Genomic DNA, 26,314 nt, shown 5'->3' on the forward strand with positions numbered 1-26,314 from the left:
ATTGCAAGAAGTGCAACTCCGCGCATATTACTGCGGCATTGTAGTAGAAAGTTGTTCGATATGGACCGGATTGATCAGGCAATCGTCACACAGCTGCGCCGCGACGGTCGCATGAGCAATGCCAGTCTTGCCGATGCCGTAGGCCTGTCTCCATCGGCCTGTCTGCGACGCTTGCGGGAGCTGGAAAACAGCGGTGTCATTCGCGGCTATACCGCCATTGTGGATGAACCAACGCCGGGCGACACCATCGTGGCTATTGTGCAGATCACGCTGGAGCGGCAGACCGATGATGTGCTGCGCCGTTTTGAACACGCGCTGCGCGGCTGTGCCGAAGTGCGCGAATGCTATCTGATGGCCGGCATGACCGACTATCTGGTGCGGGTGGAAGCCGCCAGCGTCTCAGATTACGAGCGACTGCACACGGAGGTGCTGTCGCGTCTGCCCAGCGTGACGCGCATTCAGTCCAGTTTTGCCATCCGCAATGTATTGCGCCCGGTGCGGGGCTGACGGTGGTGAGCCCGTGGCGCCTGATTGTTGCGCTGTGCCTGTGCAGTGTGCCCGGCATGGCGCGGGGTGATGAGCAGATCATGCTGACGCGCGCGCTCGAAGGGGCCATTACCCAGTTCGAAGCGGCCCGACCCCGGCTGGGTCAGTCGCTGTCGGGCGTTGATATTGGCGCCTATGGCGATGCGCTGTATCGGCATCGCTTTGCTGGCGGGGCGTGGCCAGGACAGACGGAGCTGACCTTCGATATCCGCCCTGACAATAGTGGTTCCTGCAACCGGTTTGCCGCCTTTGTGCGCATCCCGCCCCAGGTGGCCGGGCGCGATGAGTGTCAGGCCATGGCCTTTGCCGCCCGGATCGAGCAACTGGCCAGGGGCGACTACACCCCGGTCGATAGCTATTGGCAGGCCCAGGATTGCTCTGGCGGCCCCTATCGCCTGCCCTGACACTTGAAATCTGGACTTATTGCCATTATTTGAAGTAGAAATACATATTCATTTGATGGAACGCACTACCATGCTCGACAGTGTCGCTACCCAGGAGAGGCAGGATTTTGCCGTCGAAGCCGATCGGGCCCGGCTATCCGCGGTTGCGCTCAAGGCCTATCGTCGGCTGGTGGTGCAATGGGGGCTGACGGGACTGCAGGCCGCCGCCCTGCTTGATGTATCGAGCAGCACCTGGGAGCGCATGAAGCAGAACGGCAAGGACAAGCCGCTCAGCCAGGATCAGATGACCCGCATTTCAGCGCTTGTTGGCATCTATAAGGGCCTGCACCTGCTCTTCGCCGACGAGATGGCAGACCGCTGGTTGCGGCTGGACAATGCCGGGCCGCTGTTTGCCCGCATGAACCCCATCGACTCCATGATCAGGGGCGGCATTCCGCAAATGCTCGAAGTGCGCCGTTATGTGGACGCCGTGCGCGGGGGCCTGTGATTGTCGCTTGATGGTGTGCCCATTGCCACGATTGCCATCCCTACCACCGTCCGGCTGGTGAGCACGGCCCGCTTGCGCGCTTCGGTGCTGGCCACGCTTGCCGATGGCGATGCGGAACTGGCCATGCTGGCCGAAATCGAGGGCGCGACCAGCAGTCGATTGCGGGCGCAGGAGCACGGGGTCACCGGACTGGCGGCCAATGAGCTGGTTTATGACGTGCCGCACGCCCATTTCATCAATGCCTCATTTGCCTATGCCCGCCCCCGGCAGCCCAATCGGTTCAATGGCAGCCAGCGCGGCGCTTGGTATGCGGCGTTGTCCACCCAGACGTGCCTGGCCGAGGTCGGCTTTCACCTGACGCGGTTTCTGGCCGATACCGGGGTTTATGAGACGGTGGTCGAGTATGCCGAGATGCTGTGCAGCCTGGCGGGCGCCTATCTCGATCTGCGCGCCAGGCCCGAGCATGCAGCGCTGGGCGCCGACGCCACGCGCGCCTATCCCGAGGGCAATCGTCTAGCAGAGGCGGCCCGCGCGCACGGGCTCAATGGGATTGTCTATCCATCGGTGCGCCACACTGGCGGTACCTGCTTTGTCGCGTTGCGCCCGGCTGCGGTTCAGTCGGTGCGGCAGGGCGATATCTATCGTATGACGTGGCAAGGGGCCCCCACGCCGATCGTGGAAGGCCCCTTGCCGACAGAGAGTTGATCGGTCCGATCAGACGTCCAGATTGGACACGCTGAGGGCGTTGTCCTGGATGAATTCGCGGCGTGGCTCGACCAGATCGCCCATCAGGGCGGTAAAGATCTCGTCGGCCTCGTCGGTCTGGTCGACCTCGACCTTGAGCAGGGTGCGTGCATTGGGATCGAGCGTGGTTTCCCAGAGCTGGGACGCATTCATTTCACCCAGACCCTTGTAGCGCTGTAGCGAGACGCCCTTGCGGCCAGCATCGGTGACCGTCTTGAACAGTGAGGCTGGCCCGAAGATCGGGGTCACTTCGCCGCCCTTGCGGGTCAGGGTTGGCACGCCGCCGTAGATTTCGTCGAGACGGTCAGCCAGCTGGCGCAGTTTGCGCGCATCGGCGCTGAGCAGCAGCGCCCGGTCAAGCTGGTGGGTCTCGGTCACGCCGCGCACGGTGCGGGAGAATTCAAGACCTTCCTCGTCGGTGATATTGCCCGACCAGCCACGCTCCAGCTCATCGGAAATCCGGTCCAGACGGGCCGCCACGCGGTCCATGGTCTTGCTGATGCGGCTTGGATCGCTCAGCCCTTCGGGATCAAGACCGCCGACAATGGCGGCCTGTTCGACCAGGCTGCGATTGTAGCGGGTATTGAGGTTATCGATGGCTTTGACGATGTCGCGGGCCTGCTGAAGGATACTCATCAGATCGGCGCCGGCATGTTCGGAGCCGTTCTGGGTCTTGAACACGGCTTCATCCAGGCCGTAATCGAGCAGATAGTCTTCGAGCGCCCGCTCGTCCTTGAGATATTGCTCAGCGCGGCCACGGGTGGCTTTGTAGAGCGGCGGCTGGGCGATGTAGATGTGGCCGCGCTCGATCAGCTCGGGCGTCTGACGGTAGAAGAAGGTCAGCAGCAGGGTGCGGATATGGGCGCCGTCCACGTCAGCATCGGTCATGATGATGATCTTGTGGTAGCGCAGCTTGTCGGCGTTGAACTCTTCGCGGCCAATGCCGGTGCCCAGCGCGGTGATCAGCGTGCCGACCTGATCGGAGCTGATCATGCGGTCAAAACGGGCACGCTCGACATTGAGGATCTTGCCGCGCAGCGGCAGCACGGCCTGATTGGAGCGGTCGCGGCCCTGCTTGGCCGAACCGCCAGCGGAGTCGCCCTCGACGATGAAGATTTCGGACTTGGCCGGATCGCGTTCCTGGCAATCGGCAAGCTTGCCGGGCAGCGAGGAGATTTCCAGCGCGCCCTTGCGGCGGGTCAGTTCGCGCGCCTTGCGGGCGGCTTCGCGGGCAGCAGCGGCTTCAGCCACCTTGCCCACGATGATCCGGGCTTCGTTGGGGTGTTCCTCAAACCACTGACCGAGCTTCTCGTTGACGATGTTCTCGACAACGGGGCGCACTTCGGAGGAGACCAGCTTGTCCTTGGTCTGGGAGGAGAACTTGGGATCAGGCACCTTGACCGAGAGCACGCAGGTGAGGCCTTCACGCGTGTCGTCGCCGGTCAGCGAGACCTTTTCCTTTTTGGCAATACCCGAGGTTTCGGCATAGCCGGTGACCTGACGGGTCAGGGCGCCGCGCAGACCGGCCAGATGGGTGCCGCCGTCGCGCTGGGGGATGTTGTTGGTGAAGCACAGCACGTTCTCGTGGTAGCTGTCGTTCCACTGCAGCGCGACTTCGACGGTAATGCCGTCCTTCTCGCTGATCATGGTGATCGGGCGATCGATCACGGCTGCCTTGGACTTGTCGAGATAGCTGACAAAGGCTTCCAGGCCACCCTCGTAGAACAATTCGACATTGACCGTTTCGGGGTGCCGGTTGTCGTTGAGCAGAATGCGGACGCCCGAATTGAGGAAGGCGAGTTCGCGCAGGCGATGCTCAAGTGTCTTGAAGTCGAACTCCACCATGGTGAAGGTTTCGGCCGAGGGGAAGAAGGAGATCGCGCTACCGCTGCGGCCTTCATAGGTGCCCGGGGTCTTGTTGGGCACATAGGTGCCGGTCTGCTTGAGCGGGGCATCGGCAACGCCGTGGCTGAAGCTCATCTCGAAAATCTTGCCGTCGCGGCGGATGTCCAGTCGCAGCCAAGCCGACAGGGCATTGACCACCGAGACGCCCACGCCGTGCAGACCACCAGAGACCTTATAGGAATTCTGGTCGAACTTACCGCCAGCATGGAGCTGGGTCATGATGACCTCGGCCGCAGAGACGCCCTCTTCCTTGTGGATGTCGGTGGGGATGCCGCGACCATTGTCGATCACGGTGACCGAGCCATCGGCATTGAGGGTGACGGTCACCAGATCGGCATGGCCGGCCAGTGCCTCGTCGATGGCATTGTCGACCACCTCATAGACCATGTGATGCAGGCCTGAGCCGTCATCGGTATCACCGATATACATGCCGGGGCGCTTGCGTACCGCATCGAGGCCTTTGAGCACCTTGATGCTGTCGGCGCCGTATTCTTCGGGAACGGGAGTTTGGCTATCGGTCATGGGGTCCGAATCAGTCGTTTTCAGAGTGCATTTGTTCTAGCCGAACGGGGGTGTATCCCCAAGCAAAATGGCCGTTTTCGGGGCGAAAGCGGGGGGTTTTACCCTAGTCGTGCTGCAGGCGTCCCTCACGCACGGTAATGGTCTGGGCGCGATCGCCCAATGCCTCGAACAGCAGGCGGTCCGTCCCGGTCAAAAAGCACTGCGTACCGAGCCCGTCGAGCGCGGAAAACAACGCCCGGCGCCGGTCAGGATCAAGATGGGCGGCGATCTCGTCGAGCAGCAGAAAGGGCGTGATGGCGGTGCGCAGCTTGACCAGCCGGGCATGGGCCAGGATCAGGCCGATCAGCAGCGCCTTCTGCTCCCCAGTGGAGCCCAGCGCGGCCGGTATGCCCTTTTGGGCATAGGTAACCTCGAGATCGACACGGTGTGGGCCCGCCAGGGTTCGTCCAGCGGCGCGATCACGCCCCGGCCCTGGCGCCAGATATCGACCAGGCTGGCTTCGAGCGCCGCCGAGGCTGCGGGCTCGACGCCATCTTCGAACAGCGGCGTCAGCGCCAGATGGGCGGCGGGGAAGCTGGCATCATCCAGGCTCTGGCCAATCAGGGTCTGCAGGTGGCTCAGGCTATCGGTTCGCGCCAGATGGATGGAGGCACCCAGCTCAGCCATCTGCGCCTCAATGGCGCCCAGCCAGGCGGTGTCGCCGCCATCCTCAAGCAAGCGGTTCCGCTGGCGCATGGCCTTGTCGTAATCATTGACCGAGGCGGAATGGCTGGGGATCAGCGTGGTCACCAGGCGGTCGAGAAACCGGCGCCGATCGCTGGCGGGGCCCGAGAACAGGCCATCCATGGCCGGGGTGAGCCAGAGCACGCGCAGATAATCGCTCATGGCCTCGACGGAGCGGGCATTGGCGCCATTGATGCGCACGCGCCGCCCCCCATCGGGGTGGCGCCGGTGCCGATATCGGCGGGGCCATCATCGGTTTCGACCGTGGCGGCGACGGCCCAGCCAATATCGGAGCCCTGCGACTGCACGGTCTCGAAGGCGGCGCGGCGCAAACCGCGACCGGGGGAAAGCAGTGACACTGCCTCGAGCAGATTGGTCTTGCCGGCCCCATTGGAGCCGGTCAGCACAACGTGACGGGAATCGAGATCAAGCGCTGCCGCCGCGTAATTGCGGAAAGCGGTCAGGCGAAGCCGGGAGAGATGTCGGATCGTGACGTCGACCTCAAACGCGCATCGGCATCAGCACGTAGAGCGCGCGGGTTTCACCTTCATCCTTGACGAGAGTGGGCGAGCCCGCATCGTTGAACATGAAGATGGCGCTGTCAGAGCGGATCTGGCCGATAATGTCGAGCAGGTAGCGGGCATTGAAGCCGATCTCGAAACCGTCGGTCTCGAATTCGACCGCCAGCTCTTCACTGGCCGTGCCGTGATCGGGATTGGTCACCGACAGCTCGAGCAGACCATCCCTGGCCTGCAGCTTGACGGCCTTGCCGCCGCGCTCGGAGGCAATGGTGGAGACGCGATCAACCGCCGTGGCAAAGCTGGCGCGATCGACATTCATCTGCTTGTCGTTGTTCTTGGGTGTCACCCGATCGTAATCGGGGAAAGTGCCCTCGATCAGCTTGGAGAGCAGCACGACCGAGCCCACGGTAAAGCGGATCTTGGTGTCGGAGACTTCCACCGCCACGTCGCCCTCGGCGCCATCGAGCAGCTTCTGGACTTCGCCAACGGTCTTTTTGGGCACGATGATGCCGGGCATGCCATTGGCGCCGGCAGGCGCTTCGATTTCGGCGCGCGCCATGCGGTGACCATCGGTGGCCACGGCGCGCAGCACAGTGCCCGTGCCGGAGATATCGATGGTGTGGAAATAGATGCCGTTGAGATAGTAGCGCGTCTCTTCATTGGAAATGGCGAACTGGGTGCGCTCGATCAATTCGCGCAGCGCGGTTACCGGCATGGAGAATTCGTGACCAAAGGCACCCGACTTGAGATCGGGGAAGCTGTCGGGCGACAGGCAGGCCAAGTTGAAGCGCGAGCGACCGGAGGTGAGAACCATATTCTCGCCGCCATCGGTCTCGAGCCGCACCTCGGCGCCGTCAGCCAGCTTGCGGACGATTTCATACAGCGTGTGCGCCGGCACGGTGGTGGTGCCGGGCGTGGACACCATGGCGGGCACGGATTCGGTGACTTCGATATCAAGGTCGGTGGCGCGCAGCTCAACCTTGTCATCGCTGGCCTTGAACAGCACGTTGGCCAGAATCGGATAGGTGTTGCGGCGCTCCACAACGCGGTGCACATGGCTCAACGACTTGAGCAGATGATTGCGTTCGAGCGTGACTTTCATTCGGCAACTTCCCTGGCACTACGCAGCTGCTCACATGCAGCCCAAAAACCCCCGGCGAGCCGGGGTTTGGACATTTACAATTTGGTGACCAAAACGCAAGGGCAGCCAGCGTTTTGCACCCAGCAAATGCGCGCAGTGCAGCGGGCTGCATAACAGGGCGAATAGGTCTAGGCTCGGCTCCTAAAAACGAGAGGAGGCCCCAATGGCCGAGTGTTTTGTAGCTGATGGCGTGGCGGTGATCACCGGTGGCGCCAGCGGTATTGGCCGGGCAGCGGCGCGACGCGCTGCCGCAGCAGGCATGAAAATCACGCTGGTGGATATCAACGCAGCCAAGCTGGCCGATATGGGCGCCGAACTGGCGGGTATTGTCGGTCACGACAATCTGGTGGTCGAGCGCCTTGATGTCAGCGACCCCGCCGCCATGCTGGCGCTGGCGCAGCAGGTCAACGCCAAGCTGGGCAGCCCGACCCTGCTGATGAACAATGCAGCCGCCTTTGTCGGCGGTGGCCCGGGCGGCATTCTGGACGACAATGCCAATTGGCAGCGCGTGTTCGCGGTCAATGTGCTGGGCCCGGTCAACGGGGTGCAGGCGTTTCTGCCTGCCATGCTGGATGCAGGCCGGCCGGCAGTGATCATCAATACCGGCTCCAAGCAGGGGCTGACCAATCCGCCGGGCAATCCGGCCTACAACACCTCAAAAGCGGCCGTGAACGCCTATAGCCAGAACCTGGCCCGCGATCTGCGCGAGCGCGAGGGTTGTGCGATCAGTGCCCATCTGCTGATCCCGGGCTGGACCACAACGGGCGATGCCGTCCATCGCCCCGGCGCCTGGCTGCCCGAACAGGTGGTGGACCACATGGAAAGCGAAGTGCGGGCCGATCATTTCTTCATTCTGTGCCCGGACGAGGAAACACCCAATGCGACTGATCACAAGCGCATCCTGTGGAACGCCATGGACATTATCGAGAACCGCCCGGCGCTGTCGCGCTGGCACCCCGATTACAGCCAGGCCTTTGCCGATTTCATGAAGCAGGACCTGCCCGGGTCCACCAAGGATGGAGACGCGTGATGAGCACTCAGATCAAATTGTGGAATGGCCGCACCGTGCCACGGGTGGGGCTGGGTTGCTGGGCCATTGGCGGCACCACAGCCAATGAGGGGCCGTCAACCTCCTATGGCAAGGCCGATGATGCCCAGTCGCGCGCAGCCCTGCGGGCGGGCTACGAAATGGGCGCCCGGGTGTTCGATACCGCCGCGGCCTATGGCGCGGGGCATTCCGAAATGCTGGTGGGCGAGGAAATTTCTCATCACGACGACGCCATCATCATCACCAAGTTCGGGGTGGAGGTGGATTTCGAGGCCAATCTCAAGGGCGCGGTGAATGTCACGCCTGAGGGCATTCGCGGCATTGTCGATGGCAGCCGGTCACGGCTCAAGCGCGATTGCCTTGATCTGGTGCTGCTCCATGTCAATGACATGGACCCCGCCCTGGCGCCGCAGGTGTTTGATACGCTTGAAGCGATGGTGGGCGAGAACAAGATCGGCGCCTATGGCTGGAGCACCGATTTCATGCCGCAGGCCCGCGCGGGCGCCGACTATCCGCATTTCGTGGCGTTCGAGAACGACTACAACGTATTCACCCCGGCGGCGGATCTGATGGGCTTTGCCCAGGATCGCGGACTGATCTCGATCAGCCGGCTACCGCTGGCCATGGGGCTGCTCACCGGCAAATACCTGCCCGATGCCCAGCTCAACAGCGATGATGTGCGCGCGCAAAGCCATGACTGGCTGCGCTTTTTCAAGGATGGCAAACCCAGTGCGGACTATCTGAACCGGCTGGCCGACATTCGTGATCTGCTGCAGAGCGGGGGGCGCACCCTGCCGCAGGGCGCGCTGGGCTGGATTCTGGCCGCCTCGCCCATCGCGCTGCCGGTCCCCGGCTTCCGCAATGAGGCGCAGGTGCGCGACAATATCGGAGCGCTCGAAAAAGGCCCGCTGCCGCCCGAAGTGATGGCCGAGATAGCCAAACAGCTGGCAGCCGACTGAGCCACACACAATGCGCCCAGACACAAAGACCCCGTGCAGCTGCACGGGGTCTTTTGCATTGTCACACAGGCGGGCGCACTGCCCGCTTTGGGCTATTCCTCGAGCATGCGCTTGAGCAGTTCGATTTCCTGACCCAGTTCCACATCATCCTTGATCATGGATTCAACCTTGCGCACCGAATGGAGCACAGTGGTGTGGTCACGGCCACCGAAGCGCCGACCGATTTCGGGCAGCGAACGCGAGGTCAGCGCCTTGGCCAGGAACATGGCGATCTGGCGCGGGCGCACCACATCGCGCGAGCGGCGGGCCGAGAGCAGCTCGTTGCGCGGCACCTTGTAGTGGCGCGAGACGATACGCAGAATGTCCTCAATGCGGACGCGGCGGGCTTCGCGGTTGCGGATCAGATCGCCCAGGGTCTTTTCGGCCAGTGGCACGGTGATCAATTCACCAGTCAGCTGGTTGGCGGCCACCAGACGGTTGACGGCGCCATCAAGGTCGCGGCCATGGCTGATGACGGCACGCGAGATGTAATCGATGACCGGCGCGGGGAAGTGCATGCCATAGCGGGCGGTCGACTGATCGGCCCGGCGCTGCACGATGGCGCGGCGCAGTTCGAGATCAAAGCCCGAGATCGGCACGACCAGACCACCCGACAGACGCGAGCGCACGCGCTCATCGAGCATTTCAAGATCGCGTGGCGGCGCATCGCCTGCCACAACAACCTGCTTGGCGCCGGTGAGCAGCGTGCCCAGCGTGTGGCCGAATTCGGTAGCCGACTTGCCCTGCAGGAACTGCATGTCGTCGATCAGCAGCAGGTCGACGCGGCGGAGCCATTCCTTGAAGCCGAGCGCGGACTGGCGCTGCACGGCGGTGATGAAATGGTACATGAAGTGGTCGGCAGTCAGATAGACGATGTTCTTGCTGCTGTCGGCCTGCTGCACGGCGTGCGCAATGGCGTTGAGCAGGTGGGACTTGCCCAGACCGACGGTGGAATGAATATAGACCGGGTTGAAGGTCACTGCGTTGTTGGCAGCCGCATTGGCGATCTGCTTGGCCACGCCAAAGGCCATCTCATTGGCTTCACCAGCCACGAAGCTGTCAAAGGTCATGCGTGGATCAATGGCACTGCCGGACAGGGCGTCGCCCTTGGCGGCCGTGGATTCACGGGGGAAGCGGGCAATGGTGGAGACCGGGGCCAGGGTCGGTGCGGCTTGCGGTGCCGGTGCTTCATTGGTGCTGGGCTCGGCAGCGACAGGGGCAAAGCGTGGACGGGCTTGGCCATTGACGCGCAGCGTCACCTGGATGCGGCCGATCTCGGCAACGTCCTGACGGAAAGCCTCCAGAATGCGCTCGGCATAATTGGACTGCACCCATGAACACAAAAAGCGTGTGGGGGCGGACAGATGCACCACATCGTCGACGATCTCTTCAAGCTCCAGGCTCGCAAACCAGGATGTGAAGACGTCATTGCCGACAGCGGTCTTGATGCGAGCGCGGACACGGTTCCAGAGTTCGCGCTGGGCTTGGCCGGAATCGGAGTCAGTCATGACAGGTGTTTCGCCTTTGTTGATCGTGCTTGTCGTTGGGGCATCGGTTTGAACCCAATCCTCCCTGCTAGCGGTCGCCTGTCGTATCATTCAAGTAAGCCCCATATCTGGCCGATCGGTCCGCAAAGTCCGATCGGTTTTTGTTTGTGCCCTGGCTGTTCTGTGTTGCCCACACAGCCAAGGCTTCGCCCCTGCGCCCGCTCATGCGGACACACTTTTATTGTCCGCTGGCTTGACCCAGCGGTGTGGTGTCTATTCGACTGTTATGAACCTGACCGATACCGGTCGATGGTTTTACAATTCTAGTCCGGTCAGATCAGACCGCCAGCCACTCAAGCTGCCAACACAACCTTCACCGTATGAACATCTCGGCCATCGCCGTAATTTACTAAAACAACGCCCCGAAATATGACCCCATCAGCTCTGTCAGACGCTCATTGACGGCGTCCTCTCTCAAGCTGACGAGATTACTTTAGAGGGACGGTTTTGGGCTCGCAACCGTGGAATCATCAAAATGGGGGCTTGACTCTGAGGTTGTATTTTCGGGTCCCGAGGGCCTCTGTGGACCCCATTTGAGCAAGGCGCTGTGACTCAACGCAGATTCCCGTTGGAGGGCTCTCAAACAAGGTAAAATTTTATTTCCCGAGGGCCCATGTTTTTACGGAAGGGCAGCCCTGATGACATTTTCATGAATGGCGCCCATTCCGCCAAATCCTTATGATTCCTCAACAAATAATGGCTGCTGGTTATGCTAGCTCGGCGCGACCCCGGTGTCACGCCGATGACACATGCGTGTCGAAACGGAATACCATGCTCATCTACCATACAAACGAAAGGGGCCCCTTACGGAGCCCCTTTCAGTCAATTTTGTCGGCAGCCGCTATGGGCGCCCGGGTCGTTCCAAATTAAGCGCTGAGCGCCTTAACACGGTGGTTCAGGCGGCTGACCTTGCGAGCGGCCAGATTGGCATGAACAATGCCCTTGGACGATGCGCGGGCGATCTCGGGAGCTGCTACTGCGAGAGCTTCCATGGCCTGCTTGTGGTCGCCAGCGGTGATGGCTTCTTCAACCTTGCGGATGAAGGTACGAACGCGCGAGCGACGTGCCTTGTTGACCGCGGTGCGGGCTTCAATCTTGCGGGTAGCCTTTTTGGCTGAAGGCGTATTGGCCATAATGGTCCTCTTGGCGTCCAACCGGCCGATCGCGCCACGAGGTCGCATGCGTCCGGGATGAAAAATGAAATCGGCGGCATATCGATAGCCGCCAAGTTGGGCGGTCTATAGGGGAAGCAGGGGCGAGCGTCAACTGGATTCAGCCCCGTGCAGGTCAGGGTTTCTTCTGGCACATCGGACAAAAGAAAGTGGAGCGGCCCGACTGGACAATGCGCTGCACAATGCCGGCACAGCCCGGGGTGGCGCAAGCATCACCTTCGCGGTCATAGACGGCGAAATTGTGCTGGAAGTAGCCATTGCCCCCTTCGGCATTGCGGAAGTCGCGCAGCGTGGAGCCGCCCGAGGCGATGGCCTCCAGCAGCACGGTGCGCACCGCACCGGCCAGATCCTCGAGCGCCGGCTTGGGCTTGCCCTTGGCGGTCACCAGCGTGCCGGCCAGCACAGTGGGCAGGATATGGGCGCGGTGCAGGGCCTCGGCGACATAGATATTGCCCAGTCCGGCAACCACACGCTGATCGAGCAGGGCCGCCTTGATCGGGGTTTTCTTGCCGGCGAATTTTTCGGCCATGGCCGCCGCATTGAAGTCATTGCCCAGCGGCTCGGGGCCGAGCCCCGCCAGATAGGGGCTGGTGGCGATGTCATCATAGAGATCGACAAAGCCGAAGCGGCGCGGATCGGCATAGATCAGATGGCTCTTGCCATGTTCGGGGTGATCGAGATCGAGCACCAGATGATCATGCCTGGGTGGCGTGGCTGTCTCATAATAGCGCGGCGGCTTGTCGATGCCGTGTTCGGCAAAGCGCCAGGAGCCGGTCATGCCCAGATGGCTGAGTATGGTCTTGCCATTGGACAAGGTGATCAGCAGATATTTGGCGCGTCGGCCGACCGAAACAATCGCGCTGCCCTCGAGCCCTTGCGCCAGGTTCCGGGGAAAGGGAAAGCGCAGATTGGGACGATTGAGCGTGACGTGATCAATGCGGGCACCTTCAAGCCAGGGCTGCAGGCCTCGGCGTACCGTTTCGACCTCGGGCAGTTCGGGCATTGGTATCCTCTTTACCTGCGCGGCTTTGCGCGATTGGCAAAGCCCATAGCGCTTCTATATGGTGCGCGCCAACATCATTACAGATTAAGAGCATGGCCATGACCGAGGCGCGCGAGACCACCCATTTCGGCGAACAGACCGTCGCGTTGGACGACAAGCAGGGCATGGTCAACCAGGTCTTCCACGGCGTGGCGGACCGCTACGACCTGATGAACGATCTGATGAGTGGCGGCATTCACCGCATCTGGAAGGATGCCATGGTGGCCGATCTGGCGCCGCCCAAAGCGGGTTCGCGGCCCTATCGCGTGCTCGATATGGCGGGCGGCACGGGTGACATTGCCGAGCGCATCATCAATGCCTCTGTGGGCTATGCCGAAGTGGTGGTCTCCGACATCAATTCGGACATGCTGCGGGTGGGCGCGGAACGTGCCAAATCCTGGCGCTATCCGGCCCAGGCCAGCTTTGTGCAGGCCAATGCCGAAGAGCTGCCTTTCGAGGACAACAGCTTTGATGGCTATACGATCGCCTTTGGCATCCGCAATGTGCCGCGCATCCAGAAGGCCCTGAACGAAGCCCATCGCGTACTCAAGCGCGGCGGACGCATTCTGGTGCTCGAATTCAGCCAGGTCGACGTGCCGGGACTGGACGCGGTCTACAAGGCGTTTTCGGACAATGTCATCCCGCCCATGGGCAAGCTCGTTACCGGCGATGCGCAGCCTTATCAGTATCTGGTGGAATCGATCCGCAAATTCCCCAATCCGGCACTGTTCCAGTCCATGCTGACCGAGGCGGGCTTCAAGCGCGCCAAGGCGACCCCCTTCACGGGCAATATCGCCACGCTGTTTTCCGGCTGGAAGCTCTAGCGCATGATCCTGTCCGCCTATTTCCGCCTGCTGCGCGCTGGTTATGTTCTGGCCCGCGAGGGCGCCCTGTCGATGATCTCGGCCAAGGATCTGCCACCGGCGCTGGCGCCGCTGCGCGCCGGGCTGTGGCTGGGCCGGCTGATCGAGCGTCCCAGCGTGCGCAAGACCGGTCGCGTCGAGCGGCTGAACAAGGCGCTCAACAAGCTGGGGCCGACCTATGTCAAGTTCGGGCAGACCCTGGCCACCCGCCCCGATGTGGTGGGCGCCGGTATTGCCAATGATCTGGCGGGGCTGCAGGACCGCATGGATCCGTTCGATCCGGCACTGGTTCCGGCCATTCTCAAACAAGCGCTGGACGACAAGGCGGTCGAGCTGACCGAATTGAGCGCGCCGATTGCCGCCGCCTCGATCGCCCAGGTGCATCAGGCCAAGCTCAGGCCGGCCGACGGGCTGCCCAAGACGGTTGCGGTCAAGATCCTGCGCCCGGGCGTTGCGGCGCGGTTCATGAGCGATATTGAGAGCTTTTACGTCGCGGCCCGGCTGGCCGACCGCCTGTCGGCATCGACCAAGCGGTTGCGGCCAATCGAGGTGGTGCAGACGCTGGATCGCTCGGCCCAGCTCGAGCTGGACCTGCGGCTCGAGGCGGCGGCCATCTCGGAAATGGCCGAAAACATCAAGGATGATACAGGCTTTGTCATTCCCTCGGTCAGCTGGGATCACGTGGCGCAAAATGTGCTGACTACCAGCTGGGTCGATGGCATTCCGATCCGCGATCATGCCGCGCTTGATGCGGCGGGGGTGGATCGCAAGGCACTGGCGTCCAATCTGTTACAGAGCTTTTTGCGCCACGCCATTCGCGACGGCTTTTTCCATGCCGACATGCATCCGGGCAATCTGTTTGCCGATCCACGCACCGGCGACGTGATCGCGGTCGATTTCGGCATTATGGGGCGGATCAACCGCAAGGAACGGCGTTTCCTGGCCGATATCCTGTATGGCTTCATCACCCGCGATTACCGCATGGTGGCAGAACGTCATTTCGAGATCGGCTATGTGCCCAAGGACCAGTCGGTCGATGATTTCGCGCTGGCGATCCGCTCGATCGGCGAGCCGCTGCATGGCCGCACCGCCTCGGACATTTCCATGGCGCGCGTATTGGGGCAGCTGTTTGCCATTACCGATCTGTTTGACATGCAGACCCGGCCCGAGCTGGTGCTGCTGCAAAAGTCAATGGTGCTGGTGGAAGGCGTGGCGCGGGCGCTCGATCCCCATCTTGATATCTGGACCGTAGCCGAGCCTGTGGTGGGTGACTGGCTGCGCAAGGAAGCCGGGCCGATCGGCCAGATCGAAACGCTGGGCGAACATCTCAAGGTCATGGCGGAGGCTGCCGGCCGCGTGCCGGTGATTCTGGCGCAGGCCGAACTGGCGCTGGCCGATTATCACGCCAACAAGCACCGCCACAATGACGGGCTGATGCGCGTCATGATGCTGGGTCTGATGGGCATAGCGGGGGTCACGCTGCTCGCATTGCTTTGGCGCATAACGGTTTTTTCTGGCTGGTAGTTCACTTGTGCCCAAACGGGCATGGTCGTAGATTGCCCCTATTCGAGACGAGAGTTTCCATGTCTGCCAGTCCGATCTCCATACCATTGCGCTGGCTTGAGCATGGCCTGGGCCTGCCGGTGCCGGCCCAGCAGACCGCCGGCGCTGCGGGTATGGATCTGGTTGCGGCCCTGTCACAGGATAGCGATATGGTGCTGGCGCCGGGCGCGCGCGCCGTGGTGCCCTGTGGCTTTGCCATGGCGCTGCCGCCGGGGCACGAAGCGCAGGTGCGGCCCCGTTCGGGCCTCGCCGTCAAATACGGGGTCACCGTGCTCAACGCGCCGGGGACCATTGATGCCGATTACCGCGGCGAGGTCATGGTGCCGCTGATCAATCTGGGCGCGGACGATTTCGTGGTGCGGCGTGGCGACCGCATCGCCCAGATGGTGGTGGCTCCGGTGAGCCGCGCTGAATTTTCAATTGAGGAGAGCCTTGATGACACGGAACGCGGCGCCAACGGGTTTGGCTCGACTGGGCGTTCTCTGGGCTAGCATCGGGCTCGCCCTGTCGCTGATGGCGTCCCCTGCCCTGGCGGGGGACCGGGCGCAGATCGATCTGATCGGCTACTCCCCGGATGGCAGCTATCTGGCCTTTGAAGAGTTCGGCATTCAGGACGGCTCGGGCTTTGCCTATTCCAATGTGTTTGTGATCGATCTGGTCGAGGACGCCTGGGTGGTGGGCACCCCGATCCGGGTGCAGGCCGGAGAGGACACCATCCCGCTCACCGAAATCCGCGCGCAGGCGCAGGATGAGGCGGCCAATAATATGGCCACGCTCAATATCGAAGTGCCGGCCCAGTTCATCGCCATGATCGGCGATGGCGTGCCCCGCAATGATGGGCAGACACTCAATTTTGGCCGGCCCGGCTTTAACGCGGGCGAGGTGATCGGCGACTATGGGCTGGAGCTGAGCGTTTTCGGCACACCCGCGGCCACACCGTGCCTTGAATGGTTCGGGTCCGCTCCACAAGGATTTGCGCTGGGCATGAGCGATAGTGAGGGCGCGCGTGAAGTCCATCGCGACACCAATCTGCCGCGCTCGCGCGGCTGCCCGGTCGACTATCGGCTGTTTGGCGTGGTGGCCCCTTTCGACAGTGACCCGCTCAGCCACGCCGTGGCGATCATCTCGGTCTATACCTATGGCTTTGAAGGGCCGGACCGGCGCTTCATCGTTGTGCCGCTTGGCCTCTGATCGCCTCTCTTCAGCCGAAACGCGGCGCTATGCGCGCCATCTGGTGCTCAAGGGCATGGGCGGGCGCGGGCAGCAGGCGCTCAAGGCGGCGCGGGTTCTGGTGGTGGGTGCCGGCGGGCTGGGCAGTCCGGCCATCGCCTATCTGGCCGGGGCTGGCGTGGGTACGCTGGGCATTGCCGATCATGACAGCGTCTCGCTTTCCAATCTGCAACGGCAGATGATCCACACCACTGCCGGGGTGGGCGCAGGCAAGGCCAAGAGCGCACAGAGCTTTGCGCAGGCGCTTAATCCCGAGGTGCAGATCGTACTGCACGAACAGGCGGTGACGGCGGCCAATGCCGCGAGCGTGCTTGGCGATTATGATCTGGTGCTCGACGGCACCGACAATCTGGTGACCCGGCGCGCCGTCGCCGATGCTGCTGCGATGCTGGGGCGACCACTGGTATCGGGCGCGGTCTCGATGTTTGATGGTCAGGTGACGGTGTTTGCCCCCGACGGGCCCGAGTTTGCCGAGCTTTATCCCGATGGCGCCAGCGATGATGATCTGCCCAGCTGCGAAGCCACCGGCATATTGGGGCCGCTGACCGGGGTGATCGGCACACTGATGGCCATGGAAGCGATCAAGCTGATTACCGGCATTGGCGAGCCGCTGATTGGCCGTGTGCTGACCTATGACAGCCAGGGCGCCCGGTTTGCCGAATTTTCCTTCTAGTCCCGCTCAGGCCTGAACCAGAGGCCCGATCGGCATGTGGAAGACGAAACGGGTCTGGTCGTCGTCAGAGGTGACGCCGAGTGTGCCGCCATGGGCCTTGGCAATCTGGCTGGCGATATAGAGCCCCAGGCCCAGACCCTGCTGGCCGGGCTGTGCCTGCGCCCGGAAGAACGGCTTGAACAGATTATCGAGCAGATGCGGCGGAATGGCCTCGCCACCATTGGCGACCGCCATTTCGAGCTGGTTGTCGATGAGGCGGGTGGTGACGGTGATCGGCTGATCCACGGCGCCATGGGTCAGTGCATTGCCCAGCAGGTTGGACACCAGCTGCTCCATGCGGATGCGGTCATAGGAGAGCTTGCCGACATCACCGAGCGCGGTGACGATCTGGCGCTCGGGATGGGCGCTGCGCAATTCATCGACGACCTGGGCCACCACTTCATGCAGAGCCTCGTCGGTTGCCGTCTGCAGCTGAATGCCGCCACCCAGCCGCCCCCGGGCGAGATCGAGCATATCCTCGACCAGCGCCCCCATGCGGCTGACGCTCTTGCGCATCAGACCGACAATCTGGGTGGAGCGTTCATCGAGCGGCGATTTGAGAAGGCTGCGCGTGCCTGCCTCCAGCGCGCTGAGCGGATTGCGCAGATCATGGCCCAGAATGGCTACAAACTGCTCGCGCAGCTCGGTTGTCATGCGTTCCTCGGCCAGCGCGGCGCGGCTCTCATTGAGCTGCTGATCGCTGTCCAGATGATGGGCGATCAGCTCGGCAAACAGACGGAACATGCCGATAGTAGCGGGGTTTTTCAGCTTGGCCGGATTGCTGTCAATGGCGCAGAGCGTGCCGAAAAACGAGCCGTCCACCAGGGTGATAGGCACCGAGATATAGCTTTGCAGCCCATACAGGCGCGGGGTGTGATGATCGCAATAGTCAGCGTCTTCGCTGACATGATCGATGACCACTTCCTGCCGGCTGGCGCGCACCTGATGGCACAGCGTGGTTTCCACATTCAGCTCATCGCCCGGTGTCAGACCGAAATGGACATTGTCGAGCACTTCGCAGGTGATCCAGCGATCCTCGGTGACACGCGCCACGGCGGCAAAGCCCATGCCGGTGGCCTCGCAGACGACGTTGAGGATGGACGGGATGGCGGGAATGCGCCGGACGGCGTCAATATCTGTCTGAAAATCGTGTACGTCGCTCATAGGCGCTTTCGTATGCTTGGTGCAGCTGAGTCTGGACACGCCGGGCCCCCGCCCTGGTAACTATATTCGTCACACTGGCAGCAACACGCAATGGCTAAACCACCCGCAACGTTGAAAACGACGCGGGTGGATCAGCTAGAATGGCGGGATTGAGGTGCCCGGGCGGCCCCTGATCAGGCGTCGGGGTGTTTGAAGACCAGGGCGGCATTGGTGCCACCAAAGCCGAAGGAATTGGACAGTACCACGCCCAGATCGACGTCATCGCGGCGCTGCTGGATGATCGGCATGTCCTCGAAAGCGGGATCGAGGTGGTCGATATTGGCGCTGGCGGCGATGAAGCGGTTCTTCATCATCAGGATCGAATAGATCGCCTCATGCACGCCGGTGGCGCCCTGGCTGTGCCCGGTCAGCGACTTGGTTGCCGAGATGGGCGGGCACCTGGTTTCATTGCCAAACACGGCGCGGATGGCCTCGATCTCCTTGAGATCGCCCACCGGGGTCGAGGTAGCATGCGGGTTGATATAGTCGACCTTGGGGCCAACGTTTTTCAGCGCCATTTCCATGCAGCGCGCCGCGCCTTCGCCCGATGGGGCAACCATGTCGACGCCGTCGGAAGTGGCGCCATAGCCCACCAGCTCGGCCCAGATCTTGGCGCCGCGCGCCTTGGCGTGTTCGTATTCCTCAAGCACCAGCACGCCGGCACCGCCGGAAATCACGAAACCGTCGCGGTCCACATCGTAGCAGCGCGAGGCCTTTTCGGGATTGGCGTTATAGATCGAGCTCATGGCCCCCATGGCGTCGAACAGGTTCGACAGGGTCCAGTCGAGGTCTTCGTGGCCACCGGCAAACACGATGTCCTGCTTGCCCAGCATGATCTGTTCCATGCCATTGCCGATGCAATGCTTGGACGTCGCGCAGGCCGCGGTGATGGTGTAGTTGACGCCCTTGATGCCAAAGGCCGTCGCCAGCGTGGCCGAGGCGGTCGAGCCCATAGCCTTGGGCACCGCGAGTGGCCCGATGCGCTTGGGACTGGAATTCTTGCGGGTGATATCGGCGGCATCGACAATGGTGCGGGTAGAGGCGCCGCCCGAGCCCATGACGATACCGGTCATGGGATTGGAAATGTCGCTTTCTTCTAGCCCGGCATCGGCAATGGCCTGCTGCATGGCCAGATAGTTCCAGGCCGCGCCCTTGCCCATGAAGCGGGTGACGCGCCGGTCGAGCAGTTCAAACGGATCCAGACGCGGGTCGCCCTTGACCTGACTGCGGAAGCCCAGCTCGGCATAGTCTTCGGCAAAGACAATGCCCGGCTTGGCCGCGCGCAGGCTGGCCGTAACCTCGTCCAGCGAATTGCCGATTGAGGAAATGATACCCATGCCGGTTACGACAACTCGTCTCATCGTGTCCTCGCTAAGTCTGGTGACGCCCTTGCTTGAGGCGTTCTTGGTCGTGAATTACGTCGGTATCGGGGCGCCTCAGGCGCCCTGTTCAGCCTGCATCTGGGCGTCGGTAAACAGGCCCACGCGCAGATCCTTGGCTTCGTAGATCACCTTGCCATCGGCCTTGACCCAGCCATCGGCGATGCCCAGCGTCAGACGACCCTTCATCACGCGCTTGAGGTCAATGCCGTATTCGACCAGCTTGACGTCATTGGTGACCTGGCCGGTAAACTTGATTTCGCCGCCCAACGCGCGACCGCGACCGGGCTGGCCGATCCAGCTGAGGAAGAAGCCGGTCATCTGCCAGATGGCGTCCAGACCCAGGCAGCCGGGCATGACCGGGTCGCCGATGAAGTGGCACTGGAAGAACCACAGGTCAGGATTGACGTCGAGTTCGGCGCGTACCTGGCCCTTGCCAAACTCGCCGCCATCCTCGGAAATCGATGTGATGCGATCAAACATCAGCATGGGTGGCGCGGGCAGACGTGCGTCTCCCTGGCCCGGCAGTTCGCCCCGACCATGCGCCAACAGCTCTTGATACCCAAATGCGCTCTGCCGTTCGGCCATGCATCCAACCCCGGTTAACCTTTTGTTCGTCTCGTATAGGGGTGCGCTCAGAGGGTCAAGTCAACGCCCTTGCCGCATGGCCCGGTTTACCACCGTTCAGCGTGCGGCGCCGCTGCGCTTGTGTGAACTTGGTGTGATAGTTATAACAACTCCAGTATCTTCCGGCCCTTCAGAGACCTCAAGGACCCTATGACTGATCGTACCCAGACCGCCCGGTCGCTTCCGTCGCGCAAACCGTGTCTTACGGCTGTGCTGCGCATGGCCGGTCTTCGTCCGACCCGGCAGCGCGTGGCGCTGGCCGAATTGCTGTTCGGTGGCCCCCACCGCCATGTCAGCGCCGAGCAATTGCACGGCGAGGCAGGTGATGCGCGGGTCAATGTTTCACTCGCCACAATCTACAACACGCTGCATCAGTTCCATGAAGCGGGCCTGTTGCGCGAAGTGGCCGTGGATGCCTCGCGCTCCTATTTCGATACCGACACCTCCGATCACCACCATTTCTACGTGGAAGACGAGCAGCGGATGATCGACATTCCGGCCGCCTCGGTGGAGTTCATGAAGCTGCCCCAGGCCCCCAAGGGCATGGAAGTCAGCCATGTCGACGTGGTGATCCGGGTGCGCAAGGCGCAGGCCTGATCGGACGCGCAAAAGCGTTTTTCACTCGCCTTCGCCAGCGCGCCTTAGAAGGGAATTGGCTGCTGTCCAGCCCCTTCGATCAACGAAATTGCAAATCGGCCACGGTGACAGTGGCCATCTGATCACCCATATTGCGGCCTGTGTGACAACAGCGACAAGGGTGGCCGATGAGCCAAAAGGTCAATCTCAACGCATATTTCGAGCGAATCGGCTTTGCCGGATCCATCGCCCCGACCTTGGCGACTCTCGAATTACTGCATGCGCTGCACCCGGCAGCCATCGCTTTTGAAAACCTCAATCCCCTGCTGGGCCTGCCGGTCAAACTCGATCTGGCCAGTCTGCAGTCCAAGCTGCTCACCGAGCGGCGTGGTGGCTATTGCTACGAGCACAATCTGCTGCTCATGGCGATGCTGAAGGATCTCGATTTCAATGTGCGCGGCCTGACTGCGCGCGTGCTGTGGAACGATCCGGACACTACCCAGTCCCACCACATGCTGCTGGCCGTGGACATCAACAGCTCCACCTATATTGCCGATGTCGGCTTTGGCGGGCTGACCATGACGGCCCCGCTCAAGCTCAAGGCCGATACCGAGCAGACCACCCCGCATGAAAGCTTCCGGCTGAGCGGGGGCGATCCGGAGTGGTTGCTGGAGGCCAAGATGGGCGAGGCGTGGAGGCCACTCTATGCCTTTGAGACCAGCGAAAAGACCATGGCCGATTTCGAGGAGGCCAATCGCTTCCTCGCCAATGATCCGGCCTCGCCCATGCGCAGCGAGCTGCGCGTGGCGCTGGCGCCCAGCGGCAAGCGGCTGACGCTGAAGAACAATCGCCTGACCACCTATGTCGAAGGCAGCGAGCCGGTGAGCCAGCAACTGTCCAGCGTGGCGGAAATGCGCGAGGTGCTGACCACCAGCTTTGGCATGGCCTTGCCGCCTGCCGATCTGCTCGACCCAAAGCTGGCGGCGATGCTGGCTGAAGCGGGCATTGCCCCCAAGCGCCGCCCCCGCGGACGATATGGGCCCCGAGGTGGCGGAGAACTAGGCATGGCGCCGGTCCAGGTCGACCCGGACAAGGTCCGCAGCTTTGAGAGCCAGGCGGCATTTTACGACTGGCTGGCTGTCCATCACGACAGTGCTGACGAACTCTGGATCAGGATTTTCAAGAAGGCCAGCGGCGTGCCGACCATTACGGCGGTGCAGGCCATTGATGTGGTGCTGTGCTGGGGCTGGATCGACGCGATCAAGAAGTCCTGGGACGATGTCTCGTTTGTGCAGCGCTATTGTCCGCGCAAGCCCAGGAGCGCCTGGAGCCAGATCAATCGCGACAATGTCGCGCGGCTGATCGCCAACGGGCAGATGACCGATCACGGCCTGGCGCATGTCGACGCTGCCAAGGCCGATGGCCGCTGGGATGCGGCCTATTCCACCACCATGGACCCGCCCGAGGACCTGCTGGCCGCGATTGCGACCAATCCCGCGGCCGCGGCCACCTATGGCGTGCTGACCGCGCAGAACCGCTTTGCACTGACCTATCGTGTCATCAATCTGAAAACCGCTGTCGCCCGCACCCGCAAGATCACCGCTCTGGTCGAGATGCTGGCGCGTGGCGAGACCTTTCACCCGCAAAAGGCCAAGCCATGAGCCGCCATTTCGCCTTTCTGCGCGGCATCAATCTGGGCAAGCGCCAGATCAAGATGGCCGATCTGAAAACCTGTCTGAGCGGCATCGGGCTGCGGGACATCAGAACCATCGTGGCCAGCGGCAATGTCGGTTTCGAGACCGATGACGACAGCAATCTGCAGGCGCGCATGGAAGCGGTCATCGCCAAGACGTTCGGTTTCCAGGTTGGCGTGGTATTGCGCAGTGAGTCCGAGATCGCCACCATGCTGGCCAATGCGCCATTTGGCCAGCTCGACCCCCAGGCGGATCTGACGCGGCATGTGATGCTGTTTGACACCCCCCTGCCCGCCGGTCTGGCGCTCAATGATCGCCCCGGCCATACCGAGGTGGTGCGGATCGACGTGCGGGAAATCTATCTGGCAGGCTATCGTCAGCCCAATGGGCGCTATACCGAAGGCATGGACGATCTGGGCAAGCAGATCGAGCAACAGCTGGGCAAGGGTCGGCTGATGACGGCCCGCAACTGGAACACTATCGAAAAGGCTCTCAAATGATCACCGTGTTCGGCTCGACCAATCTGGACCAGATCGGCACCGTGCCGCGCCTGCCGCAGCCGGGCGAGACGGTGGCGGGTGGCGTGTTCTCCATGGCCGCGGGCGGCAAGGGCGCCAACCAGGCGCTGGCTGCGCGCCGCGCCGGGGCACAGGTGCGCCATGTCTCGGCAGTGGGCGATGACAGCTTTGCAGCACCGGCGCTGGCCCTGCTGGAAGCGGCCGGGGTTGATCTCGAAGCCGTGCGCCGGGCCGATACGGCAACCGGCATTGCCATGATCTTTGTCGACGCGGCGGGCGAAAACGTCATCGCCGTGTTGCCCGGTGCCAATGGCACCATCACCACCGCCGATGCCGAAGAGGCGCTGGCCGGCATGGATGAGGACGATCTGCTGCTGGTGCAGCAGGAAGTCCCGCAGGCGGCGACCCGAAGGGCGCTGGAGCTGGCGCGCGAAAAGGGCGTCACCAGCGTGCTCAATACAGCCCCGTTTCTGGACGACACGCCCGCGCTGGCGCCTTTGGCCGATATTCTGGTGGCCAATGAGACCGAGTTCGCGCTGCTCACCGGTCGGCCGGAAAGCGAACTTGAGGGCGCCATGGCCGACTGGCATGCCAAACACAAGCAGACCCTGGTCGTGACCCTGGGCGGCGCCGGGGTGAAGGCCATTGCCGATGGCCAGATGCTGGATATCGCGGCCCTGCCGATCAAGCCAATCGACACAGTGGGTGCCGGCGACACGTTTTGCGGCTATCTGGGCGCGGGCCTGCATGCCGGGCTGGACCTGCCCACCGCCCTGCGCCGCGCGGCGGCAGCGGGCAGCCTCGCCTGTCTCAAACCGGGCGCCCAGCCCGCCATTCCGCTCGCAGCCGAAGTGGATGCCGCACTGGCGCAATAGGGGCGATCTTCAACTGGCCGGGCTTTGCGGCACGAGCGCGCGAAAGCGGACGCCGATGAGGATATATGGTCGAAATGGATAGGGCAGGTCGGACCCTTTGATGGCGTTTAAGGTCTTGATGGCCGCGCTATCCGGCATTGTCATTTTCGGCGGCATGTGGGCCGTACTGGCAGTGCCTTGCTGGATCTTGTGGTGGCGGAGGGGAGAGGCGGTGCCGAGCGCATTTGCGTTCGGCGCTTATGGCCTTGCCGCGATCATCTGGATCAGTTTTGTCATCGCTGTTGACCCGGTGATGTTCGCGCTTTAGCCCGCAGATGTCCGCATGTGTGCAGGCGTTCGCAGGCCCGACGACAATGGGTCTGGTCATGGAAAGAGCGATAACAGCGGTTCGCTCAGGCCCCTTTGCGACCTGTCTTTTCGACCTTCTGATCAATCAAGACTGCCTGTTGCCATGGGCTTGGTGCTTTGTCGGTGCGGTGAATGCAGCCGGCCCAACAGCAAGGACGCTTCTTGCCCTCCAGCAATTCGTCACAGGTTCGTTGAATGCGACGCTGGCGCGTTTTTGGCTGCTTCGCGTCATCGACCCAACAGATAAATTCATTCCGGCCAAGTGGTGTTAGCCCTTCCCAGAGCTTGAAAACATCCGGATCCGATCGCAAAGCTGATTGAAGGTCTTCGCGCGCCTCGTGGACCGTGCCATGTGGAAATGCGTTTGGCATATAACCTCCAAAACAGCCGCTCTGCATGACCATATCATGAGGGCATCGGTGGTTCAGCCCCTCTCAGTTGCCAAAGTGTGCGCCACTACAGCGTTGGCATGACCGTGACCCATGCCATGGTCGTTTTTCAGCATCGCAACCAACTCCATGTGTTTCGCCGGCATCTTCTGGCGCACCAGTTCCTGCCATTCGGCAATGGGGCGGCCATATTTCTCCTCGATGGAAGGGAAATAGGATGCAGGCCCTTTGACTGGTTGGTCTGCCATGAATCTAACACCTCAGATCGGGATCGCAGCCGACATATTTGTCCGCAATTCGTTTCACTGCAACGGGGTTGCATCCAGCCATCGCGCCGTTTGGCCCCCGCACAAAAAGGGCAGCCCTGCGGCTGCCCTTATCAGTTTTGACGACCATGCCGGGCAAGCAGGGTGCTGCCTGACGCGGTGCACCCTGCGCTGCCTTATTTCAGCGACCGCGGGAATTCTTCGGATTGCCACAGGCCGATGCCAAAGCCATCAGGGTCCAGAAAGTCGGCGCTCCAGCCGCCCGGTGCCTCGCTGACCGGGGTGACGATGGTGACGCCTTTGGTCGCCAGATCGGCAACCACATCGTCAATGCCACCGTCGGGCACCGTGAAGATGATGGCAGGCGTATTGCCACGCACCGCCTCCTGCTGGAAAAAGATGAGCTCGAGGCCGCCTTCCAGACTGCCTTGCAGCCAAAAGGGTTCGGCCCCTTCCATCCGTTCCAGACCGAGCCCCAATGTCTGGTTGTAGAAGGTCTCGGTGCGTTCAATGTCACTGACGTAATAGACGATGCTGGCGCTCTTGGGCTTGAAGTTCATGAGAGGTTCTCCTGTTTGACTTGCACTGCCTGTTGCCGCGGGCTGCCGTTTTGTGAGCGCTGCACCACGAATAAATGTCCGTCCGGATCATGGCTGGCAAAAGCCCCGCCATGGCGCAGCAGCTTTGGCAGAAGCGCGTCGCGAATGCTGCCATAGGCAAGATCGAGACCAAGACCAGGCAGGTCCGCAGGCATGGCGAGCCCCGCCGCCACCGTCTTGCGCTTGAGCGCGACGATACGCTGGCGCAATGCAGTGTCTGAAAGGGCAAGGAGATAGGCAATTTCATGCCGTGTATGGCCCGACAGCGCCAGGGCCGCGACGGCCTTGAGCGCAGGGGGCAGGCCGGCAAGGAAGGCGCCAGTATCACTGTTGACGGCTTGATCGGATAAGGTGAGGCCAGCCTGCCACTGCGTTTCGCGGCGGCGTCGTCGTACAGCGGTGCGGGCGGCCATGCGTGCCTGGTTGCGCACTGTTCCGGTCAACCAGCGCGCCGTCTCATGCGCGTCGAAATTGGTGCGACCAGCCAGAACCGCCGCCAGCATGGCTTCCTGCACAACATCATCTGCCGCATCTGCGTTGCGGGTTTCACGCCGGGCAATGGCTTGAAGCTGAGCATATAGGCCTAAGCGCAACTATCTGATCTCCGTCGATACAAGAGGGAATTGCTGAACCTCTCATGCAAGGCAGCATAGTACAGCGCCGCAGAGGGGT

The 26,314-nt window shown here is 62.2% G+C and carries 28 protein-coding genes and 1 pseudogene; 16 read left to right on the plus strand and 13 right to left on the minus strand.

The features are described from left to right. Positions 1-60: 60 nt before the first annotated feature. From AC0L37_RS17855 to AC0L37_RS17870, 4 genes are read left to right on the plus strand one after another with little or no spacing between them, the layout of a single operon-like run. Positions 61-507, plus strand: coding sequence for an Lrp/AsnC family transcriptional regulator (locus AC0L37_RS17855; RefSeq protein WP_427857123.1), 447 nt, complete (start codon positions 61-63; stop codon positions 505-507). Between the two features lie 5 nt (positions 508-512). Next, complete coding sequence (locus AC0L37_RS17860) at positions 513-950, plus strand: hypothetical protein (RefSeq protein WP_282222450.1); 438 nt, start codon at positions 513-515, stop codon at positions 948-950. Positions 951-1,005: 55 nt separating this feature from the next. Beyond that, complete coding sequence (locus AC0L37_RS17865; protein WP_282222449.1) at positions 1,006-1,437, plus strand: antitoxin Xre-like helix-turn-helix domain-containing protein; 432 nt, start codon at positions 1,006-1,008, stop codon at positions 1,435-1,437. Next, positions 1,438-2,142 carry an RES family NAD+ phosphorylase gene (locus tag AC0L37_RS17870; protein ID WP_282222448.1) on the plus strand — a complete coding sequence of 235 codons (705 nt, stop codon included), beginning with the start codon at positions 1,438-1,440 and terminating at the stop codon, positions 2,140-2,142. A 9-nt stretch (positions 2,143-2,151) separates the two neighbouring features. Here AC0L37_RS17870 and gyrB read toward each other — a convergent pair whose 3' ends face one another. The 3 genes and pseudogenes from gyrB to dnaN form a co-directional block, all read right to left on the minus strand. Then, positions 2,152-4,608 carry a DNA topoisomerase (ATP-hydrolyzing) subunit B gene (gyrB, locus tag AC0L37_RS17875; RefSeq protein ID WP_212660184.1) on the minus strand — a complete coding sequence of 819 codons (2,457 nt, stop codon included), beginning with the start codon at positions 4,606-4,608 and terminating at the stop codon, positions 2,152-2,154. A gap of 103 nt (positions 4,609-4,711) precedes the next feature. After that, a pseudogene (gene recF / locus AC0L37_RS17880) lies at positions 4,712-5,819 on the minus strand (DNA replication/repair protein RecF). A gap of 13 nt (positions 5,820-5,832) precedes the next feature. Next, the gene (gene dnaN, locus AC0L37_RS17885) at positions 5,833-6,954 is read right to left on the minus strand and encodes a DNA polymerase III subunit beta (RefSeq protein WP_212660183.1); all 1,122 of its coding nucleotides are present in this window, start codon (positions 6,952-6,954) and stop codon (positions 5,833-5,835) included. 202 nt (positions 6,955-7,156) lie between these two features. Here dnaN and AC0L37_RS17890 point away from each other — a divergent pair, with 202 nt between their 5' ends. Together AC0L37_RS17890 and AC0L37_RS17895 are read left to right on the plus strand one after the other, a co-directional pair. Next, positions 7,157-8,023: an SDR family NAD(P)-dependent oxidoreductase gene (locus AC0L37_RS17890; protein WP_282222447.1), complete on the plus strand. Its 867-nt coding sequence runs from the start codon at positions 7,157-7,159 to the stop codon at positions 8,021-8,023. Beyond that, positions 8,023-9,000 carry an aldo/keto reductase gene (locus AC0L37_RS17895; RefSeq protein ID WP_473313621.1) on the plus strand — a complete coding sequence of 326 codons (978 nt, stop codon included), beginning with the start codon at positions 8,023-8,025 and terminating at the stop codon, positions 8,998-9,000. Before AC0L37_RS17890 ends, AC0L37_RS17895 begins: the two co-directional genes overlap by 1 nt. 92 nt (positions 9,001-9,092) lie before the next feature. Here the strand turns inward: AC0L37_RS17895 and dnaA are convergent, their stop codons facing one another. From dnaA to mutM, 3 genes are all read right to left on the minus strand, one after another. Beyond that, positions 9,093-10,547 carry a chromosomal replication initiator protein DnaA gene (gene dnaA, locus AC0L37_RS17900; protein ID WP_212660180.1) on the minus strand — a complete coding sequence of 485 codons (1,455 nt, stop codon included), beginning with the start codon at positions 10,545-10,547 and terminating at the stop codon, positions 9,093-9,095. Between the two features lie 905 nt (positions 10,548-11,452). Then, positions 11,453-11,719, minus strand: coding sequence for a 30S ribosomal protein S20 (gene rpsT / locus AC0L37_RS17905; RefSeq protein WP_212660179.1), 267 nt, complete (start codon positions 11,717-11,719; stop codon positions 11,453-11,455). Positions 11,720-11,873: 154 nt separating this feature from the next. Next, a complete protein-coding gene (gene mutM / locus AC0L37_RS17910) occupies positions 11,874-12,761 on the minus strand; it encodes a bifunctional DNA-formamidopyrimidine glycosylase/DNA-(apurinic or apyrimidinic site) lyase (protein WP_282222445.1) in 888 nt (295 codons plus the stop codon). Positions 12,762-12,859: 98 nt separating this feature from the next. On the opposite strand from mutM, the gene ubiE reads away from it, so the two are divergent. Genes ubiE through AC0L37_RS17935 form a run of 5 tightly spaced genes read left to right on the plus strand, consistent with a single transcriptional unit; the run spans position 12,860 to position 17,129 of the window. Then, on the plus strand, positions 12,860-13,624 hold the full coding sequence (gene ubiE, locus AC0L37_RS17915) for a bifunctional demethylmenaquinone methyltransferase/2-methoxy-6-polyprenyl-1,4-benzoquinol methylase UbiE (protein WP_212660177.1): 765 nt from the start codon (positions 12,860-12,862) through the stop codon (positions 13,622-13,624). A 3-nt stretch (positions 13,625-13,627) separates the two neighbouring features. Next, a complete protein-coding gene (ubiB, locus tag AC0L37_RS17920; RefSeq protein ID WP_282222444.1) occupies positions 13,628-15,187 on the plus strand; it encodes a 2-polyprenylphenol 6-hydroxylase in 1,560 nt (519 codons plus the stop codon). A gap of 59 nt (positions 15,188-15,246) precedes the next feature. Next, positions 15,247-15,717 carry a dUTP diphosphatase gene (gene dut, locus AC0L37_RS17925; protein WP_282222443.1) on the plus strand — a complete coding sequence of 157 codons (471 nt, stop codon included), beginning with the start codon at positions 15,247-15,249 and terminating at the stop codon, positions 15,715-15,717. Further along, positions 15,662-16,417, plus strand: a complete 756-nt coding sequence (locus AC0L37_RS17930; RefSeq protein ID WP_212660175.1) for a DUF2259 domain-containing protein — start codon at positions 15,662-15,664, stop codon at positions 16,415-16,417. The genes dut and AC0L37_RS17930 overlap by 56 nt, the downstream gene beginning before the upstream one ends. Next, the gene (locus AC0L37_RS17935) at positions 16,407-17,129 is read left to right on the plus strand and encodes a HesA/MoeB/ThiF family protein (protein WP_473313632.1); all 723 of its coding nucleotides are present in this window, start codon (positions 16,407-16,409) and stop codon (positions 17,127-17,129) included. The genes AC0L37_RS17930 and AC0L37_RS17935 overlap by 11 nt, the downstream gene beginning before the upstream one ends. A 6-nt stretch (positions 17,130-17,135) precedes the next feature. Here the strand turns inward: AC0L37_RS17935 and AC0L37_RS17940 are convergent, their stop codons facing one another. From AC0L37_RS17940 to fabA, 3 genes are all read right to left on the minus strand, one after another. Next, positions 17,136-18,332, minus strand: coding sequence for a GAF domain-containing sensor histidine kinase (locus tag AC0L37_RS17940; RefSeq protein ID WP_212660173.1), 1,197 nt, complete (start codon positions 18,330-18,332; stop codon positions 17,136-17,138). Positions 18,333-18,505: 173 nt separating this feature from the next. Continuing rightward, entirely contained in the window at positions 18,506-19,732 is a 1,227-nt protein-coding gene (fabB, locus tag AC0L37_RS17945; protein WP_212660172.1) for a beta-ketoacyl-ACP synthase I, read from the minus strand. Between the two features lie 75 nt (positions 19,733-19,807). Then, positions 19,808-20,338, minus strand: a complete 531-nt coding sequence (gene fabA / locus AC0L37_RS17950; protein WP_212660171.1) for a 3-hydroxyacyl-[acyl-carrier-protein] dehydratase FabA — start codon at positions 20,336-20,338, stop codon at positions 19,808-19,810. Positions 20,339-20,527: 189 nt separating this feature from the next. Between fabA and irrA the strand changes: the two genes are divergently transcribed. From irrA to AC0L37_RS17975, 5 genes are all read left to right on the plus strand, one after another. Beyond that, positions 20,528-20,974, plus strand: coding sequence for an iron response transcriptional regulator IrrA (gene irrA, locus AC0L37_RS17955; protein WP_212660170.1), 447 nt, complete (start codon positions 20,528-20,530; stop codon positions 20,972-20,974). A gap of 167 nt (positions 20,975-21,141) precedes the next feature. Further along, positions 21,142-22,614 carry an arylamine N-acetyltransferase gene (locus AC0L37_RS17960; protein WP_348984718.1) on the plus strand — a complete coding sequence of 491 codons (1,473 nt, stop codon included), beginning with the start codon at positions 21,142-21,144 and terminating at the stop codon, positions 22,612-22,614. Next, a complete protein-coding gene (locus tag AC0L37_RS17965; protein ID WP_282222441.1) occupies positions 22,611-23,147 on the plus strand; it encodes a DUF1697 domain-containing protein in 537 nt (178 codons plus the stop codon). The genes AC0L37_RS17960 and AC0L37_RS17965 overlap by 4 nt, the downstream gene beginning before the upstream one ends. Beyond that, positions 23,144-24,040, plus strand: coding sequence for a ribokinase (locus AC0L37_RS17970; RefSeq protein WP_269371825.1), 897 nt, complete (start codon positions 23,144-23,146; stop codon positions 24,038-24,040). The genes AC0L37_RS17965 and AC0L37_RS17970 overlap by 4 nt, the downstream gene beginning before the upstream one ends. 118 nt (positions 24,041-24,158) lie before the next feature. Further along, positions 24,159-24,347, plus strand: coding sequence for a hypothetical protein (locus AC0L37_RS17975; protein ID WP_212660165.1), 189 nt, complete (start codon positions 24,159-24,161; stop codon positions 24,345-24,347). A gap of 85 nt (positions 24,348-24,432) precedes the next feature. Here the strand turns inward: AC0L37_RS17975 and AC0L37_RS17980 are convergent, their stop codons facing one another. The 4 genes from AC0L37_RS17980 to AC0L37_RS17995 form a co-directional block, all read right to left on the minus strand. Beyond that, positions 24,433-24,759, minus strand: coding sequence for a YdeI/OmpD-associated family protein (locus AC0L37_RS17980; RefSeq protein ID WP_282222439.1), 327 nt, complete (start codon positions 24,757-24,759; stop codon positions 24,433-24,435). A 53-nt stretch (positions 24,760-24,812) separates the two neighbouring features. After that, the gene (locus tag AC0L37_RS17985) at positions 24,813-25,025 is read right to left on the minus strand and encodes a DUF4287 domain-containing protein (protein WP_282222438.1); all 213 of its coding nucleotides are present in this window, start codon (positions 25,023-25,025) and stop codon (positions 24,813-24,815) included. Between the two features lie 194 nt (positions 25,026-25,219). Continuing rightward, a complete protein-coding gene (locus tag AC0L37_RS17990; protein WP_282222437.1) occupies positions 25,220-25,603 on the minus strand; it encodes a VOC family protein in 384 nt (127 codons plus the stop codon). Then, a complete protein-coding gene (locus tag AC0L37_RS17995) occupies positions 25,600-26,235 on the minus strand; it encodes an RNA polymerase sigma factor (RefSeq protein ID WP_282222436.1) in 636 nt (211 codons plus the stop codon). Before AC0L37_RS17995 ends, AC0L37_RS17990 begins: the two co-directional genes overlap by 4 nt. Positions 26,236-26,314: the final 79 nt, after the last annotated feature.

Source organism: Devosia sp. J2-20, from assembly GCF_055808475.1.

What these genes read in the sequence shown, in the direction of transcription:
- fabA (WP_212660171.1), bottom strand. Translation starts at nt 20,338, where the DNA reads ATGGCCGAACGGCAGAGCGCATTTGGGTATCAAGAGCTGTTGGCGCAT.
- AC0L37_RS17985 (WP_282222438.1), bottom strand. Translation starts at nt 25,025, where the DNA reads ATGGCAGACCAACCAGTCAAAGGGCCTGCATCCTATTTCCCTTCCATC.
- AC0L37_RS17890 (WP_282222447.1), top strand. Translation starts at nt 7,157, where the DNA reads ATGGCCGAGTGTTTTGTAGCTGATGGCGTGGCGGTGATCACCGGTGGC.
- gyrB (WP_212660184.1), bottom strand. Translation starts at nt 4,608, where the DNA reads ATGACCGATAGCCAAACTCCCGTTCCCGAAGAATACGGCGCCGACAGC.
- ubiB (WP_282222444.1), top strand. Translation starts at nt 13,628, where the DNA reads ATGATCCTGTCCGCCTATTTCCGCCTGCTGCGCGCTGGTTATGTTCTG.
- rpsT (WP_212660179.1), bottom strand. Translation starts at nt 11,719, where the DNA reads ATGGCCAATACGCCTTCAGCCAAAAAGGCTACCCGCAAGATTGAAGCC.
- AC0L37_RS17865 (WP_282222449.1), top strand. Translation starts at nt 1,006, where the DNA reads ATGGAACGCACTACCATGCTCGACAGTGTCGCTACCCAGGAGAGGCAG.
- AC0L37_RS17970 (WP_269371825.1), top strand. Translation starts at nt 23,144, where the DNA reads ATGATCACCGTGTTCGGCTCGACCAATCTGGACCAGATCGGCACCGTG.
- AC0L37_RS17855 (WP_427857123.1), top strand. Translation starts at nt 61, where the DNA reads ATGGACCGGATTGATCAGGCAATCGTCACACAGCTGCGCCGCGACGGT.
- dnaN (WP_212660183.1), bottom strand. Translation starts at nt 6,954, where the DNA reads ATGAAAGTCACGCTCGAACGCAATCATCTGCTCAAGTCGTTGAGCCAT.
- AC0L37_RS17975 (WP_212660165.1), top strand. Translation starts at nt 24,159, where the DNA reads ATGGCCGCGCTATCCGGCATTGTCATTTTCGGCGGCATGTGGGCCGTA.
- AC0L37_RS17990 (WP_282222437.1), bottom strand. Translation starts at nt 25,603, where the DNA reads ATGAACTTCAAGCCCAAGAGCGCCAGCATCGTCTATTACGTCAGTGAC.
- fabB (WP_212660172.1), bottom strand. Translation starts at nt 19,732, where the DNA reads ATGAGACGAGTTGTCGTAACCGGCATGGGTATCATTTCCTCAATCGGC.
- dnaA (WP_212660180.1), bottom strand. Translation starts at nt 10,547, where the DNA reads ATGACTGACTCCGATTCCGGCCAAGCCCAGCGCGAACTCTGGAACCGT.
- AC0L37_RS17930 (WP_212660175.1), top strand. Translation starts at nt 15,662, where the DNA reads ATGACACGGAACGCGGCGCCAACGGGTTTGGCTCGACTGGGCGTTCTC.
- mutM (WP_282222445.1), bottom strand. Translation starts at nt 12,761, where the DNA reads ATGCCCGAACTGCCCGAGGTCGAAACGGTACGCCGAGGCCTGCAGCCC.
- AC0L37_RS17965 (WP_282222441.1), top strand. Translation starts at nt 22,611, where the DNA reads ATGAGCCGCCATTTCGCCTTTCTGCGCGGCATCAATCTGGGCAAGCGC.
- dut (WP_282222443.1), top strand. Translation starts at nt 15,247, where the DNA reads ATGTCTGCCAGTCCGATCTCCATACCATTGCGCTGGCTTGAGCATGGC.
- AC0L37_RS17940 (WP_212660173.1), bottom strand. Translation starts at nt 18,332, where the DNA reads ATGAGCGACGTACACGATTTTCAGACAGATATTGACGCCGTCCGGCGC.
- AC0L37_RS17960 (WP_348984718.1), top strand. Translation starts at nt 21,142, where the DNA reads ATGAGCCAAAAGGTCAATCTCAACGCATATTTCGAGCGAATCGGCTTT.
- AC0L37_RS17980 (WP_282222439.1), bottom strand. Translation starts at nt 24,759, where the DNA reads ATGCCAAACGCATTTCCACATGGCACGGTCCACGAGGCGCGCGAAGAC.
- AC0L37_RS17895 (WP_473313621.1), top strand. Translation starts at nt 8,023, where the DNA reads ATGAGCACTCAGATCAAATTGTGGAATGGCCGCACCGTGCCACGGGTG.
- irrA (WP_212660170.1), top strand. Translation starts at nt 20,528, where the DNA reads ATGACTGATCGTACCCAGACCGCCCGGTCGCTTCCGTCGCGCAAACCG.
- ubiE (WP_212660177.1), top strand. Translation starts at nt 12,860, where the DNA reads ATGACCGAGGCGCGCGAGACCACCCATTTCGGCGAACAGACCGTCGCG.